This is a genomic window from Streptomyces sp. NPDC002958, assembly GCF_055563255.1.
The window spans coordinates 348623-363360 of sequence record NZ_JBVHDS010000007.1; the positions used below are offsets into that span (position 1 = coordinate 348623).

Annotated in this window: 15 protein-coding genes; 7 read left to right on the forward strand and 8 right to left on the reverse strand. The window is 67.3% G+C overall.

What is annotated here, in order from left to right:
• On the forward strand, nt 1–818 hold an 818-nt coding region (locus tag ACZ3IC_RS16250; protein WP_467416669.1), incomplete at its 5' end, for a VWA domain-containing protein.
• On the opposite strand, the gene ACZ3IC_RS16255 is transcribed toward ACZ3IC_RS16250, so the two are convergent.
• Nucleotides 749–1981 (reverse strand): sensor histidine kinase, encoded by a 1233-nt coding sequence (locus tag ACZ3IC_RS16255; RefSeq protein WP_467416671.1) that lies wholly within the window; start codon nt 1979–1981, stop codon nt 749–751. The genes ACZ3IC_RS16250 and ACZ3IC_RS16255 overlap by 70 nt on opposite strands.
• The gene (locus tag ACZ3IC_RS16260; RefSeq protein WP_467416728.1) at nt 1978–2631 is read right to left on the reverse strand and encodes a response regulator transcription factor; all 654 of its coding nucleotides are present in this window, start codon (nt 2629–2631) and stop codon (nt 1978–1980) included. The genes ACZ3IC_RS16255 and ACZ3IC_RS16260 overlap by 4 nt, the downstream gene beginning before the upstream one ends.
• Nucleotides 2632–2779: 148 nt before the next feature.
• On the opposite strand from ACZ3IC_RS16260, the gene metG reads away from it, so the two are divergent.
• Complete coding sequence (gene metG / locus ACZ3IC_RS16265) at nt 2780–4384, forward strand: methionine--tRNA ligase (RefSeq protein ID WP_467416672.1); 1605 nt, start codon at nt 2780–2782, stop codon at nt 4382–4384.
• An 86-nt stretch (nt 4385–4470) separates the two neighbouring features.
• Here metG and ACZ3IC_RS16270 read toward each other — a convergent pair whose 3' ends face one another.
• The 4 genes from ACZ3IC_RS16270 to ACZ3IC_RS16285 all read right to left on the reverse strand — a co-directional run bounded on the left by ACZ3IC_RS16270 (nt 4471) and on the right by ACZ3IC_RS16285 (nt 7422).
• Entirely contained in the window at nt 4471–5052 is a 582-nt protein-coding gene (locus ACZ3IC_RS16270; RefSeq protein WP_467416673.1) for a Uma2 family endonuclease, read from the reverse strand.
• Nucleotides 5053–5117: 65 nt separating this feature from the next.
• Nucleotides 5118–5942 (reverse strand): L,D-transpeptidase family protein, encoded by an 825-nt coding sequence (locus tag ACZ3IC_RS16275; RefSeq protein ID WP_467416676.1) that lies wholly within the window; start codon nt 5940–5942, stop codon nt 5118–5120.
• 422 nt (nt 5943–6364) lie between these two features.
• Nucleotides 6365–6562: a DUF397 domain-containing protein gene (locus tag ACZ3IC_RS16280; protein ID WP_405686397.1), complete on the reverse strand. Its 198-nt coding sequence runs from the start codon at nt 6560–6562 to the stop codon at nt 6365–6367.
• 8 nt (nt 6563–6570) lie between these two features.
• Nucleotides 6571–7422 carry a helix-turn-helix domain-containing protein gene (locus ACZ3IC_RS16285; RefSeq protein WP_467416679.1) on the reverse strand — a complete coding sequence of 284 codons (852 nt, stop codon included), beginning with the start codon at nt 7420–7422 and terminating at the stop codon, nt 6571–6573.
• A 244-nt stretch (nt 7423–7666) separates the two neighbouring features.
• Between ACZ3IC_RS16285 and ACZ3IC_RS16290 the strand changes: the two genes are divergently transcribed.
• The 5 genes from ACZ3IC_RS16290 to ACZ3IC_RS16310 all read left to right on the forward strand — a co-directional run bounded on the left by ACZ3IC_RS16290 (nt 7667) and on the right by ACZ3IC_RS16310 (nt 12348).
• Nucleotides 7667–8086, forward strand: coding sequence for an ATP-binding protein (locus tag ACZ3IC_RS16290; protein ID WP_467416681.1), 420 nt, complete (start codon nt 7667–7669; stop codon nt 8084–8086).
• A 1196-nt stretch (nt 8087–9282) separates the two neighbouring features.
• Nucleotides 9283–9663: a hypothetical protein gene (locus ACZ3IC_RS16295; RefSeq protein ID WP_467416683.1), complete on the forward strand. Its 381-nt coding sequence runs from the start codon at nt 9283–9285 to the stop codon at nt 9661–9663.
• Between the two features lie 77 nt (nt 9664–9740).
• Entirely contained in the window at nt 9741–11024 is a 1284-nt protein-coding gene (locus tag ACZ3IC_RS16300; protein ID WP_467416684.1) for a hypothetical protein, read from the forward strand.
• A 158-nt stretch (nt 11025–11182) separates the two neighbouring features.
• Nucleotides 11183–11620 (forward strand): hypothetical protein, encoded by a 438-nt coding sequence (locus tag ACZ3IC_RS16305; protein ID WP_467416686.1) that lies wholly within the window; start codon nt 11183–11185, stop codon nt 11618–11620.
• Entirely contained in the window at nt 11617–12348 is a 732-nt protein-coding gene (locus ACZ3IC_RS16310; protein ID WP_467416689.1) for an ATP-binding cassette domain-containing protein, read from the forward strand. Before ACZ3IC_RS16305 ends, ACZ3IC_RS16310 begins: the two co-directional genes overlap by 4 nt.
• A gap of 730 nt (nt 12349–13078) precedes the next feature.
• On the opposite strand, the gene ACZ3IC_RS16315 is transcribed toward ACZ3IC_RS16310, so the two are convergent.
• Both ACZ3IC_RS16315 and ACZ3IC_RS16320 read right to left on the reverse strand, forming a co-directional pair.
• Nucleotides 13079–13486 carry a PIN domain-containing protein gene (locus ACZ3IC_RS16315; protein ID WP_467416691.1) on the reverse strand — a complete coding sequence of 136 codons (408 nt, stop codon included), beginning with the start codon at nt 13484–13486 and terminating at the stop codon, nt 13079–13081.
• Nucleotides 13483–13716: a type II toxin-antitoxin system VapB family antitoxin gene (locus tag ACZ3IC_RS16320; protein ID WP_467416692.1), complete on the reverse strand. Its 234-nt coding sequence runs from the start codon at nt 13714–13716 to the stop codon at nt 13483–13485. The genes ACZ3IC_RS16315 and ACZ3IC_RS16320 overlap by 4 nt, the downstream gene beginning before the upstream one ends.
• Between the last annotated feature and the right edge of the window lie 1022 nt (nt 13717–14738).

The window sequence follows — 14738 nt, forward strand, 5'->3', positions numbered from 1 at the left end:
AGGCCCCCACCGAGCCCGAGCCCGCAGCCGACACGCTTCCCGCGCCCGAGGCCACACCCGCACCCACACCCACACCCGAAGTCACCCCCGAAGCAGCCCCGACCCTCGACACCGACACCACCCCCAAGCCCGCCCTCCCCCTCGCCCGGGTCAAGTCCCATGCGCCTGGGCTCGTCGACTCGTACAAGGCCGCCCAGGCCGGGCTGAAGGCGCACGGGCTGACCGGGCTGCGCGCCACCGTCTACCTGGTCCTCGACCGCTCCGGCTCCATGCGGCCGTTCTACAAGGACGGCAGCGCCCAACACCTGGGCGACCGCACCGTGGCCCTTGCCGCGCACCTGGACGAGAGCGCCACCGTCCCCGTCGTCTTCTTCTCGACCGACATCGACGGCACCGGCACGGTCGACCTCACCGCCCACGAGGGCCGGATCGACGAACTGAACGCAGGCCTGGGCCGCCTCGGCCGTACGAACTACCACCGCGCCGTCGAAGAGGTCGTCGCGCACTACGAGAAGTCGGAGGCGACCGGCCCGGCCCTGGTGATCTTCCAGACGGACGGCCCGCCGGACGTCAAGCAGGCCGCCAAGCAGGCACTGGCCGAGGCGGCACGGCTGCCGCTGTTCTTCCAGTTCGTCGCATTCGGCGACGAGGACGCGAAGGGCTTCGACTTCCTGCGGAAGCTGAATGCCCCGAACACCGGTTTCTTCCACGCGGGCCCCGCCCCCCGCGAGGTCGCGGACACCACGTTCTACCGCGAGGTCCTCGCCGCCCTCCCCGCCTGGATCGCCGCCCGCGAAGCGGCGGCGGCCGAGGGCTGATCCACCGGCAGGCGTACGGTCACGGCGAGCCCGCCCCCGGGGCCCGGCACCGCCGTGACCGTACCGTCGTGTGCCACAGCTATAGAACGTACGATCGAGAGACCGAGCCCCGATCCACGCCCCATCCGGTCCCTGCCCTCACCCCGCCGGAACGGCTCGAACAGCCCGGGGACGTCCGTCGCGTCCACCACGGGCCCGGTGTTGCGCACCTCCAGCAGCACCCCGTCGCCGGCCGTCACCAGGGACACGTCCACCGCCCCGTCGGGCACGTTGTACGTGACGGCGTTGTCCAGCAGATTCGCCACCAGCTGGGCGAGCAGCAGCCGGTTTCCCCGTACCGCACAGGACTCGGCGTCGATCTTCACGCCCGGGTGCTTGGCCGCCTCCTCCGCCACCACCTGCGCAAGGTCCAACGCTTCCCGCTCGCCCGCCGCGAGTTCGCGCTCGCTGCGCGCCAGGACCAGCAGCCCCTCGATGAGCCGCTCGCTGCGCCGGTTGTTGTCCAGAAGCGTCTGCCGGGTCCGTACGAGATCCTCCTGGGACGGGTCTTCCAGACCGATCTGGATCGCGGCCCGCTGGGTGGCCAGCGGGGTCCGCAATTCGTGCGAGGCGTTGGCGATGAACCTGCGCTGGCTGTCGAACGCCTTCTCCAGCCGGGCCAGCAGCGCGTCGAGCGTGTCGCCGAGTTCCTTCAGTTCGTCGTCGGGGCCGCTGGACGCGATCCGTTCGTGCAGGGTGTGCTCCGAGAGCCTGCGCGCCTTCGCGGTCATGGCGTGGACGGGCCGCAGGACCCGCCCCGCGGCCCACCACCCCACGCCGACCGCGCAGGCCGTCATGACGAGCAGCGAGGCCGCGGACCACACGAGCAGCTGCTGACTGGCCGTGTCGCTGACTTGGTCGGTGAGGTCGTAGACGGTGAGCGGCCCGAGTCTGCGCCGGGTGACGAGGGGACCGTTCACCACGTATCCGGGCTGGCCGACCGCGGCCGAGCGGGCGATGGCGCGCGCCTGGGACTCCGTGCCCGCGCGGGAGGCCAGGTTGACGGTGACGAGCAGCGCCATCCCGAGGACCAGGAACACTCCGCCGTACACGAGCGCGATCCGCGTCCGGATCGTGAAGTGCCGGGCGCGCGGAACACGCGGAACACGCGACGGGCGCCTCACAGGGCGTACCCCACGCCCTGCACCGTACGGATCAGGGCCGGCTCCCCGAGCTTCCCCCGCAGCTTGCTCATGCAGACGCGGACCGCTCCGGTGAACGGATCGGCGTTGGCGTCCCAGGCCCGCTCCAGCAGCTCCTCCGCGCTGACGGTCCCGCCGTCGGCCTCCAGCAGCAGTTGCAGCACCGAGAACTCCTTCGGTGAGAGGTCCAGCTCCCGCCCGTCCCGGTACGCGGTGCGCCGTACGGTGTCGAGCCGTATGCCGTGCCGCTCCAGCTGTGGCGGTACGGGGCGGGCGCTGCGCCGCCGCAGCGCCCGTACCCGCGACACCAGCTCGGGGAACTCGAACGGTTTGCCCAGATAGTCGTCGGCGCCGAGATCGAGCCCGGCGACCCGGTCCTCCATGGAGCCGGCGGCGGTGAGCATCAGAATCCTGGTCCGGGAGCCGGAGGCGACCAGCCGCCGCGCCACGTCGTCGCCGTGCACGCGTGGCATGTCGCGGTCGAGGACGACGACGTCGTAGTCGTGCAGCCCCAGGTAGGCGAGGGCGGCATCGCCGCTGTACACCGTGTCGACGGCGAACCCCGCCCGCCGCAGCCCGGTAGCGACCAGCTCCGCCAGGATCTCCTCGTCCTCGGCGACCAGTACCCGCATCGTGATGTCCCCTGCCTCGTGCACGCGTGTCCATTCCCTCCAAGGATGCGTCTTTGCTACGGGAAGGGATGTTTCGCAAAGGTCTCCGTCCCCGGTGCCCGGTTTATCGGTGTGAGTCGATCTCCCGCAGGCCGTTAGGATTTCGACCATGGCGGCCACTGGATCCGAGAAGCAGGGGGCGACGGCGTACTACGTCTCGACCCCCATTTACTACGTCAACGACGCTCCTCACCTGGGCCACGCCTACACGACCGTCGCAGGCGACGTGCTCTCCCGCTGGCACCGCCAGCGTGGCGAGAAGGTGTGGTACCTCACCGGCACGGACGAGCACGGTCAGAAGATCATGCGCACTGCCGAGGCGAACAACGTCACGCCCCAGGAGTGGTGCGACAAGCTCGTGGAGGAGGCCTGGAAGCCCCTCTGGGAGCACCTGAACATCGCGAACGACGACTTCATCCGTACGACGGAGAAGCGGCACACCGACCGGGTGCAGGAGTTCGTGCAGGACCTGTACGACAAGGACGAGATCTACAAGGGCGGGTACGAAGGCCCGTACTGCGTGGGCTGCGAGGAGTACAAGCTCCCCGGCGACCTCATCGAGGCGGAGGACGGCACGAAGCTGTGCCCGGTCCACAAGAAGCCGGTGGAGATCCTCAAGGAGGAGAACTACTTCTTCAAGCTGAGCGAGTACGGTCCGAAGCTGCTGGAGTTCTACGCGAACAACCCCGGCTTCATCCAGCCCGAGTCGGCCCGCAACGAGGTCGTCAACTTCGTCAGGCAGGGCCTGCAGGACCTGTCGATCTCGCGCTCGACGTTCGACTGGGGCATCCCGGTGCCGTGGGACGAGAAGCACGTCATCTACGTGTGGGTCGACGCGTTGCTCAACTACGCGACGGCGGTCGGTTACGGCGCCAACCAGGAGAAGTTCAACGGGACGTTCCCGGCCGATGTGCACCTGATCGGCAAGGACATCCTGCGATTCCACTCGGTCATCTGGCCGGCGATGCTGATGGCCCAGGGCCTGCCGCTGCCCGGCAAGGTCGTCGCCAACGGCTGGCTGATGGTCGGCGGCGAGAAGATGTCGAAGTCGAACCTGACCGGCATCAAGCCGCAGGACCTGACCTCGCACTTCGGCGTGGACGCGTACCGCTGGTACTTCCTGCGCGCCATCGCGTACGGCAGCGACGGCTCGTTCTCCTGGGAGGACTTCACCGCCCGCTACACCTCCGAACTCGCCAACGACTACGGCAACCTCGCCTCGCGCGTCGCCGCCATGGTCGGCAAGTACTTCGGCGGGGCGCTCCCGGAGGCCACGGCCGCGGGTGACGCCGAGAAGGCGGTCCAGGAGGGGCTGGCGAAGGCCGTCGCCACGGCCGACCGGAAGATCGGCGAGGAGCTGGACTTCCAGGCCGGCATCCTGGCGATCTTCGAGTTCGTGAAGCAGGTCAACGGCTACATCACGGAGCAGGAGCCCTGGAAGGTCGCCAAGGACACCTCCCCCGAGGGTCAGGCCCGCCTCGCGACGATCCTCTACACGGCTGCCGAGTCGCTGCGCGGTGTCGCGGTCCTGCTGAACGCCGTGATGCCGGAGACCTCGCAGAAGCTGTGGGACTCCCTCGGCGCCGAGGCGTCCCTGGGCGCGCTGTCCGACCAGCGCGTACAGGACGCGGGCACCTGGGGCCGGCTCCCGGTGGGCGCGACGGTGACGAAGGGCGCGGTGCTGTTCCCCCGCCTGGAGGAGAAGCCGGCGTAAGCGACGGGCTCACGCACATACGCACGGCGAAGGGCCGGGACCGCACGATGGGTCCCGGCCCTTCGCCGTACTCCGCCGCCTCGGGGTCAGCGGACCCAGTTCTTCAGGGGCTCGGTGTCGAGTTCGATGCCCACCGGGTCGGGCAGTTCGACGGTCTTCCCGTACGGCACCGTCGCCACCTGCTCATACCGCACACCGTCGGGCTGCGAGTGCACCTTGACCTCGCAGGTGTCACGGTCGATCAGCAGGTAGACGGGAATGCTGGTCTCGGCGTACGCACGCGGCTTCTCGACGCGGTCCCGGCGGTCGGTGTCCTCGTCGTACGAGGTGACCTCGACGACCATCAGGACGCCGTCGGGGCTGGCCCACTCGCCCTGGCCGACAAAGTTTTCGAGCGGGGCGAGTGCACCATCCGGACGCGCGTTGCCCTTGCGGTACGTCTCGAGGCGCAGTCCCTGTTCGGCGAAGAGCCAATTACCCTGGCCCGACTGCATGCAGATCTGCGTCAGCCAGGCGATGATCCGCCCGTGATCCCCGTCCGGCGCAGCCTTGACCCCCAGTTTCCCGTTCACGAACTCCAGACGCAGTGCTTCTTCGGCACGTATGGCGTGACGGGCGAGGTCCTCGAAGACCTCCTGGGTCAGCACACTCTCCTCAACCACGATCATCGCTGCCTCCTGAAGGAAACCGGGCTGCGTCCAGCGTATGGGCCAGAGCGCGGACGGTACCCGGTTCACCGCTCCAGCCCCTCCGCGTCCCCCATCACGACTACCGGCTTCTTCGCCGGGTCGAGGGTCTGCAGCAGTTCCCTCATCCGGTCCTCGGGGAGCGAGATGCAGCCCTGGGTCGGGCCGTCGTGGTCCACATGGATCCAGATGCCACCGCCCCGCTCCTGGCCGAGCGGACGCGCCTGGTCCAGGGGGGATGCGCCGGGGATCCGGTTGTAGTCGATGGCGACGACATAGTCGAAGGAACCTTCGAGGGACTCCCCGTCGAACCCCTCGCCGCTCAAGGCGAACGCCGGGCTCTGGTTGTACGGGAGCATGGTCCCCGGGGGGTCGAGCAGGCCGCCCGCGGACGTCAGTCCGTAGACCCCGGTCGGGGTGCGGAGATCGTTCTCCCAGTGCTCGTCCGTCCAGCCGTTCAGGGCGTTGCGGGCCGGCCAGCGTTCCGTGGCCGCGCGCCAGCCCTGGGCGGGGTCGTCGCGGGTGTACAGGACCGCGGTGGACAGGCTGGAGCTGTACGAGTCACCGGTGACGACAAGCGCCTGCCGGGAGTCCGCTGGGATCGCGGCCCTGGTCCGCGGCCCCAGCGCGGGGATCTCGCGGGGGCGGACGCGCGGAGCGTACGGACCGGGGGCGGCCCGTCCCCGTAACCCGTCGGCCTGCGGTCCCGCGACACCGGCGGAAGCCGTGGCGGCCACCCGGACCTCGCGGGCGCCGGCGGCAGAGTCGGAGGTGTTGCCGCAGGCGGTGAGCAGCAGGATCGCGGCGGCACACGTTCCGGCGCAGACGGCGTACGGGGGGCGCCGGGCGGCCGACGGGCGGGACACGGACACGGGTACTCCTCAGCGGTCGTGGGTGAACGCAGCACGGGCGAGCTCCCCGTCACGCCTCGTCCCGCTGAACCCAGTTAACGCCGCGACACGCGAGCGCGAACCCGCACGAGGGCCATACGGCTGTATCTCCCGCCGGACACGCCCGCGGAATGGGCCCGGAACCGCTTTGTGGGTGTAGGTTCCGGGCCTTTCATCCCTGCGGGGGGTACGGAGGTCCCTGAGGGCAGGTCAGAGATCCGTGCCGTCGCTTCATCAGCCCGCCCGTGACCCGCTCGGGTCGTAGATGGTGTCCTCGGCGAGGCCGGTACGGGTGGTGGTGCTGGTCGACTACGGATCGACCTCCGCCGAGTCGAGGACTGCAGACTCCGCGAAACTGGGCGGGGCGGGCGTGCGGGCTGTGCGTTGCTGTGAGGCCGCGGATGTCACGCCCCGCCGAGCTGCCCGCCCTTCACGCTGCCCAGGAGCCGGTCCAGCTGGGCCGAGGTGACCGCCAGCTCCGTACCGGGGTCATCGCTCTCGCGGAGCCGTATCCGGCCGTCGGTGACGGCCAGTTCGACGCAGCTGTTCCCGTCCCCGCCGCCAGAGAACGAGGACTTCTGCCAGTCGATCGAATTGGACATGCTCTACCTCACAGCTCCTTGGTCATCCGGTGAATGAAGTCGCGCGACTTACGGGGATCGAGAGATACCGCTTCCACCTTGCGGAAGAGTGCTCGAAATCGGTCGAGCTGAGACTCGGCGTCAATGAACGCGGTGCCGTGAGGCGCGTCCCGCACCACCGTGTCCAGCCGAGGCACCGGCCCACCGGCGTACACCATCGCGCTCCCGGCACCCGCGAAGCCATCAGTATCGAAGGGGACAACCCTTACCGTTATGCCTTCTCCGTCGGACAGGGCGAGGATCTGGTCGAGCTGGGCACGAGAGGCCCTGCGGTCACCGACCCGGATGCGCAGTGCCGCTTCATGAATCACCGCCTCGTACTCCACAGGGGCAGCCCTTTCGAAAATGGTCCTCCGCCCCATCCTGTGGGCCACCCTGGCTTCGAGCTCACCTTTGGGAAGCTCCGGTGGCATGTACGAGAAGACCGCGCGGGCGTAGTCCTCTGTCTGCAGCAACCCCGGTACGTGGATGATCTCCACATCACGCCGGAACGAGGCATGGTGCTCCAGCTCCGACAGATCCAGAAACACGGGTGGGAGAACGCCCTGGAACTCCTCCCACCAGCCACGCGTACGGTCGGTCACCATCGCCGCGAGCGCGTCGATCAGCTCTTTGTCGGAGCAGGCGCAGTGGGCAGCGAGCCTTCGCAGCCGCTCTTCACTGACGCCGGCGTTCCCAGCCTCCATCTGGCTCATCTGAGCAGAGTTCGTTCCGAGAAGTCCTGCCACCTCCCGAGCCGTCATGCCCGCCGAATCTCGCAACTTGCGCAACTCCACGCCCAGGCGCACCTGGCGTGCGGTCGGCTGAGTCCTCGCCGGCATACAAACTCCTCCCCAACAGCACTGCCTGTGGGCTTCGTTGGAGCAACCCGTTCGGGTGCCAGATTACGCCAACGGCTTGCGCGGGCGAAAATTTTTGCCCTACCTTCAGTGATGTGCCGCACACGCCGCGAAACGCCGGGGCTCCGGAAGCGCACCGCCCCGCCATGCCATGGCGGGTGCGACATGCCACCGCCCGCAGACCGCCGCACTCCACAACCGATCACGCACCGACCGGAGTTCCCGTATGCCGAACTCGCCTGCGAGCACCGACGCCCCCTGGGAATACACCCTCTACATCCCCCACGACCCCCGCGCGGTCACGGTCTCCCGTCGCACCCTCCGCCTGATCCTCACCCTGCACGGACTGCTTCCCCTCTCCGAGACCGCCGAGCTCGTCGCCACCGAGCTGGTCGGCAATGCGGTACGCCACACCAAGGGCCCGGCCGCGTTACGCCTGCGCTGGGCGGGCCGCGTACTGCGCATCGGCGTCTGGGACGCGGACCCCACCCCACCGGCGCCACCGCTGCACTCATCCGCAGGAGCCGAGAGCGGGCGCGGTCTCGCCCTGGTCCGCAACAGCACGGACGGCTGGGGCTGGTATCCGCTCAGCAGCACCGGCGATTCGGGCAAGTTCGTCTGGTGCGAGCTACTGGCCACAGCGTGAACCGCCTCTGCTCCGTGGCAAGTTCTGGCAAGTTTCTCGCATCAGCGTCTCCCCGGAAACAACCTCAGTAGCTGTTGGCGTACGAGCCTTAGGACGGCGTTTTCGCTGGTGAGGCATAGGGTCGGTGATTCCGTGGGAGTGGTGGCCTGTCATGTCGTCGCTTGCCGGGGGGTCGCGGATGCCGTCGGTCGTTGGACTACCGGAACAGCACGAGTTCGCTGCTCGCCGTCGAGTCGACAACTGCGTGAGGAGGCCGACCGCATCCAGGCCGAACTGGCCGCGGCCGAGCAGGAATGGGCGGTCGTTATGACCAGCTAAGACGCTGGTCATAACGTTTCTGCGTCACCACTGAGTGGTGGGGCGGGTGGGACTCGAACCCATGCAAGTGACCCGTCTCACCTGCGAAGTTGCCGAAACAACGGACATACACGCCCGTTCCCATCCGGCTACATCCTGCTCGATCCCGCTCGAACGAGTAGCAGTTAGGTGTTCGCCACACCGCCGCCGCTCCCACGGACTTACTCACCGGCTGACTCCGAGGAGCACGGAAAGTACCTCCAGCCACGTTCCTGACTCTCACCCGGAGACCGGGAAGGCCTAATGGCCTCGGTGGGCCCCGCGGACACCTGCACTGTCACGCTGCGTAGCGTAAGAGTTCTACGTCCGCGCGGAGCGAACCACTTCGATGGCCGCGCCGAGCCCGACTGCATCTCGCGCAGAGAGCGCTGGATCCGCCCCCTGATTTCACGTCAGAATCAGCCCAACCGGGCCCTTGCTGCCGTCCGGACATCGGCCGAGCCCGGCTTCACCCACCTGAGGAACTGGCGGCCCCCGGGACAGGTAGACACCGACCCGAAGCGGGCGACCGCACCGGGCAGGCCTGCTGATCCTGACGGACCGCCAAGTCCTGTGCCTAGCTGCGCACTTGCCGGACCCCATCCGCGCCCGACCAGCCCTGGCACGCCGCAACCCGCGCGTATCAAGCGCTCGACCAGCAACTTCACCACGCCCGTCACTGAGTGATCATTTTACGTTGACTGCAAGATCAACTGTTCGATAACTTCCCGTTCTCACCTGATGTGGACAGCCCTCATGGGGGGCCGCATCGGGTGCGAGATTCGGAGTTCCCGCATGTCGGGCAAATCTTCCAAGCGTGTATCCGCCGTGGTCGCCATGGCTCAGCCTTCGTCTTTGCGTTGTCCTCCGGTGCCTCTGCCAACTGGTCGGGCTCCATCGCTTCGTGGACGGACGGCGGCGGGGCCAACGGGCAGTCCCGCTACTGGGCGGACGAGAGCTACTCGGAGATCATCTTCAAGGGTTGCTCCGTGCAGGGCGGCAGTAAGACCACCGGTGTCGAGTTGTGGGACTACGACGCGCTGTCGGCTAACGACTACTACGGTGAGAAGACCTTCACCAACTGCTTCAACGGCTCGACCTACGCGAGCCGGGGCGAATACAACGGTCTGCCTCAGGAGTCGGACTACTTCTTCCAGCTCGACAACGTCGGCGGCGGGAACTCGTGCTGCCTGCTGTGGGCGAGCTACGCGGGAGTTGACACCACACTCGCCGACTCCTGACCAGTGTTCTGCAGCGTGGTGCCTCGCTGTCGGCGAGGCACCACGCCCCCTGTTCGGACCGCTCCAGGAAGCCAGAAGTGAAACCCCTCACACTCATCAGGTCCAGCAGTGCGCTGCGGGTCGCGCCTGTCGCCCTGCTCCTCGTGTTCGCCTACTACGCCACCGATCTCGGTGACGACCTCCGCGCCGATCCACTGGGCTACTCCGCCACTGTGGTCGACGCAGTGCTGCGCAACCTGATGCCTGTGGCCTTCGCGGTTGCCTCGGGTCTCTCCGCTTGGGAGGCGCGGAAGTTGGGAGTCTCCGAAATCTGGCGGCTGGGGGCGCTGCGATCCCGCTACACCATCGCCGCACAGCATCTGTCTCCCGTTGTCGCGCTGGCGTGGTTGCTCCTCATTCTCCCCACGCTGTGCGCCCTGGCCCAGAAGCAGGTAGTGCCCGACTTGCCCGGCCTCACGCTGCTGGCCTTCGCGCTGGTGCTCTGCGTCGCCCACGGCATCGTCGGATTCGCCGTCGGAGCCACCATTCGGCACATCGCCGTAGTGCCCATCATCGCGGTCACCGACTTCCTGGCCGTCGGCTGGTCCACCGGACTGTCGATACCGTGGCCGCGGCACCTCACCGGCCTCTTCGCCGGAAAGATGATGTTCGGCGAACTGCCCACCCCCGCCGCCCTTGCGGCTCCCCTCCTGCTCGCCGTCGGCTCCGCCTGTGCCATGGCACTGCTCTGGGCACCTGTTTCCCGCTGGCTACGAGGAGCCGTCGCGGGAGCACTCGTCGTCGCGTGCGCGTTCGGATCGTTCTCCTTGGTCAGCAACTGGAGCTACATAGGCCCACGGAGCACCGGTCATGGCACACTCGCCTGTGCCGGGCAGTCCCCCCGCATCTGTCTGCCTGAGGCGCGCGCCGAACACGTCTCCGCTCTCACCGAGGAAGCGAAGGCGACGCTGGAAAACCTGCGTCGAGCCGGTCTGCCTGCCGAGCCGACCTCCATCACAGACACTTCTCTCAACCTCCGGTATCCCGAACCGTCCACGGAGGATGACTGGACCGTCCCGCTCGTTGTCGGCGAGGCGACCGGCACCGTTCGCTACCAGATCGCCCGCGAAGCGGTGCATTTCGAATGCGCTCCTCCCGCCACCGGTCCCGCTCGCCTGGTGTACTACTGGGTGTCCTCCAAAGTCGGACAGGCGGACACCTACTTGAAACGGCTCAGCTCCGAACCCGATTTCACGGCCCAGGAACGCAGCCGTATCCAAGACCGAGTAGGAGAGGTTCTGCAGTTGAACGGGGCGCAACAAATGGACTGGTACGAGACGACCGTGGCGGATGCCTGCGAGGAAGACGGGAACACAACGTGACGTGGTGGCTGCGTGCCCGCCGCGCCCACACTCGGCTGCCCCTGGGCTTCCTGATGTTCACGCTTCTGGCGGCGATCGTTCAGGACACCCCCCTCTTCCTGCCGTCCATCTGATCCGGCGGCTCTGAGATCGTGCAGGCTGTCACACTTGTTCCGCTCGTGCTGACCTCGGTCCTCTTCGACTGTCTGCACACTCGGCTGGACGCCGCCGAGACCACCGGAATCCGACCCGTCAGGTTCTTCGACGTCCTGCTCACACTCGGCGTGGTGGCACTCGCACTTGCCGTGGGCGAGGTGATCGCCATGGTCACCGGGGCCGCATCGGCCGAGACACTGGGCCGCAACACAGCCTTCCTCGCCGGCCTCACCCTGTTGTGCGGGGCTCTCTTCGGGAGATCCGCAGTCCTCGTTCCCGCACTGTGGCCGCTGATCGGCGTACTTTTCGGCATGAGGGCGGCCGGCGACGCCTACCCGTGGACCGTACTCCTCGAACCGCCTGGCACCTGGTACGCCTCCGTGGGAGCCCTCTTGATGCTCACCGTTGGCGTTGGTACCCACCTCCTTTCCCCGAACCGCTTCGCACGGAGTGCCGCATGACGCTTGTTCTCAATTCCTGCACCTTCGCCTACGGCCGACGGCGGGCTGCGGTGCTGAAGGACTTCGACTACCGCCTTCCGGACGGACTGACCATCCTTCTCGGACCGAACGGGGCCGGCAAGTCCACGATGCTGCAGCTGGCTGCTGCCGTCACCGTGCCCCAGCGGGGAACCGTGACGTGGGATGGACTTGACGCGAAGAGCAAGGACTTCCGGCGGTCGGTGGCCTGGATGCCGCAGAACATCACCCCCCTGCCCTCACTCACGGCACGGGAGTACATCGCTTATGTGGGCTGGCTGAAGGGAATGAGCAGGGGCGATGCCTGGGACAACGCTCCTCGAGCGCTGTCCCGCGTCGAGATGTCGGAGAACGCAGACACCCGCACCAGCCAGCTCTCGGGCGGCCAGCTGAGGCGTGTGGGTGTGGCCTGTGCCCTCGTCCACGATGCGCGGGTGCTCCTCCTGGATGAACCCACGGCCGGCATGGACCCACGTCAGCGACGGGTTTTCCGTGATCTCCTTGCCGCGGTCAAGGGCGAGGTCAGCATCCTGCTGTCCACGCATGACGTGACCGACCTCGCCGAAGAGGCCGATCACGTGTCCGTGCTGGTTGGCGGACGTCTCGTGCAGAGCGGGTCAACCAGCGAGTTCCTCGCCCACACTCCGCCCGGTACGGCGCAGGGCCGGGCTGCCGAAGGGGCTTATACGACCCTGCTCGGGGCGGCCTGACCCGTAGCCGGATCGATCTGATTCTTCGCCTCGGGGGTAGAGCCTGTCCCTGCTGTCGATGGGGAGGTAGCGGTGGGGAAGGCGATCCACTCGTCGTGCTCTCCACGCGCACGGCGGTGGTGCGTCGTTCGCGGGCGACGTCGTCGGGGAAGATCCGCACGGCGTCGTTCCGAAGTTGATCTCGCGGTTGATCTGCTCCAGGGGTTTGGTCGACTGGATCTTCCTCCCACGTCGATCAGGGAAGACCGCGATCGCGGTCAGGACCTCCTTCGCCTTCAGCAGCATGCTCTTGACCTTGGGGCAGTTCTCGATCACGCCGTGAACGCGGACGGCGGTCAGGTCGTGAATGTGTCCGGGCAGGGCCCGGGAGAACCACGCCCGGCTCCGGCTACCAGAGGTGCCGCGTTCATTTCCCGCTCAATGTCTCCGCGGTGATCCCCAAGGGCCAAGGGCACCGCGGAGATGGTGGCCGCGACGATCGCTACACCGACATCATCGGGTACCCCCGAACGCCCCCACGCACGTGGAAGGGCGGCCCGCCCACAAAGCCGAGTCCGCCCTTTCCGGTGAAAGCGCGACGACTGTCCGGGCCCAATCCAACCGACCATGCAAGGACGGTTGATCGAGAATCTGCTCGTTGCCGACGGCAGCGGCCTGGCTCTCTCGATCCGGCACCAGCCGCGAACCCCGTTGGCTGGGACTCCCGGCGAAGATCACCGATGGACAGCGGTCAGGCGCGTACGTCCCGTTGCTGCACTTCCTTGAGAACCGCTGCCACCGTCGCGAAGTCGTTGTCCACGTGGAGCACCGTGTGACCATGATGGACCGCTGTCGCACACACCAAGAGGTCGATGGTTCCGGCGGCGCGGTGCTGCGCTCGCTGGGTGAGCTTGTACTGCGCGGTTTCGACCCAGCGCCACGCGTTCTTGGGAACCGGCGAGAGATGGCAGAGAGCATCCACCTCTTCGGCCAACTCGTCCCGATGGGCCGGACTTGTGGCCGAGTAGAGGAATTCCGCCCTCGTGGGCTCGCAGATATGGAACACGCCGGCGGCGATGTGCCCTTCCCAGGGCCGCAACGCCCCCGGCGTACGGAAGAGGTGCCACAGGGCGGACGTGTCGAGAAGGTACGTGATCACTCGAAGGCTGCCCGCCGCGCGCGCTTGGCAGCTGCATGCGCCGCAGCCGCAGTTTCGAACTCGCCCCGCTCACCCCGCGCGGCCAGCTTCTCGGCAGCCTCAAGTCGCTTGATGCGCGCCACGTAGTCCCGCAGAGCCCCGTTGACCGTCTCTTTCTTCGTCGACGCGCCCATGAGCCGCATCGCCTCGGCCAGCGCCTCATCATCGAGATCGACCTGGGTAACAGACATGCCAGCCATCCCTCACTACGAATACATGATGTACATAAGCATGATACGTCACCAACATTTCAGGCAGTTCATCGCGCACGGACAGAGAGGTTCCGACCCGCCGCCGAGCGGGCGGCCACAAGCCACACACCGGTGGGTGATGTCGATGCGGTGGGGTAGGCCGCCTCCCTCAGCGGCCGTGGGACCGCCTTAACGCCCCTCACAGACGCGGGACTGCAAAAGCCCAGGTCACAGCCGCTCAAGGCTCGTCTTCGATGCGCGAGGACTCACGTGCGCCACACCTCCGTGAGGCGTCCGCCGCGCGCAAAGTGTCCCCGGAAAACGCGTTTCCCCAGGTCAGAACGATTCTGCCTGGGGTTGCTCGGTGGGGCGGGTGGGACTAGAACCTAAATGAGAGACGCGTCTCACCTGCGGAAACGCCACAGAGGCGGACATTCACATCCTGCTGGATCCCGCTCCGTCCAGCTCGATCCCTAGTAGCGGTGGGGCGGGGCGGTACGTACCGCCCCGCCCTCAGAGGGCCCCGCATGTGGACGGCGGCGGGAGTCCGCCTGTGCGCATCCACAGGTCGGACCTCGACCATGAGGCACGCTGCCGCCCTTCTTGCGGCCTCTCCCTCTATCAAAGCCAGTCACTCTCCGTATCGGCCAAACGCATCAAGGTGCCGTATAGCTTCGGGCCTCACCGACCAATCGGCAGCCAAACGGCTCGGCGGGGACTGTAAACGTTCGGTCCTTCGCGATCATGCTCACCGAGCGCCAGGGCGAGCGGCTGCCGGACTGACTCGATGCCGTCACGCAGGACGTGTTACACAGCCTCCACACCCTCGCCGCGGGCATCTACCGCAACCGTGATGCCGTCATCGCCGGTCTCACCCTCTCCTGGAACTCGGACGTCGTGGAAGGGCATGTCAACCGCATCAAGATACTGTCGAGTAGCCGGGGGCATCGCAGCCCCCGGCCCTCACAGAACCGTACGTAACGATCTCTCGTTATACGGCTCTTGCTGCCCTGGTCACCAGA

What these genes read in the sequence shown, in the direction of transcription:
- ACZ3IC_RS16290 (WP_467416681.1), top strand. Translation starts at nt 7,667, where the DNA reads ATGCCGAACTCGCCTGCGAGCACCGACGCCCCCTGGGAATACACCCTC.
- ACZ3IC_RS16280 (WP_405686397.1), bottom strand. Translation starts at nt 6,562, where the DNA reads ATGTCCAATTCGATCGACTGGCAGAAGTCCTCGTTCTCTGGCGGCGGG.
- ACZ3IC_RS16310 (WP_467416689.1), top strand. Translation starts at nt 11,617, where the DNA reads ATGACGCTTGTTCTCAATTCCTGCACCTTCGCCTACGGCCGACGGCGG.
- ACZ3IC_RS16320 (WP_467416692.1), bottom strand. Translation starts at nt 13,716, where the DNA reads ATGTCTGTTACCCAGGTCGATCTCGATGATGAGGCGCTGGCCGAGGCG.
- ACZ3IC_RS16260 (WP_467416728.1), bottom strand. Translation starts at nt 2,631, where the DNA reads ATGCGGGTACTGGTCGCCGAGGACGAGGAGATCCTGGCGGAGCTGGTC.
- ACZ3IC_RS16285 (WP_467416679.1), bottom strand. Translation starts at nt 7,422, where the DNA reads ATGCCGGCGAGGACTCAGCCGACCGCACGCCAGGTGCGCCTGGGCGTG.
- metG (WP_467416672.1), top strand. Translation starts at nt 2,780, where the DNA reads ATGGCGGCCACTGGATCCGAGAAGCAGGGGGCGACGGCGTACTACGTC.
- ACZ3IC_RS16270 (WP_467416673.1), bottom strand. Translation starts at nt 5,052, where the DNA reads ATGATCGTGGTTGAGGAGAGTGTGCTGACCCAGGAGGTCTTCGAGGAC.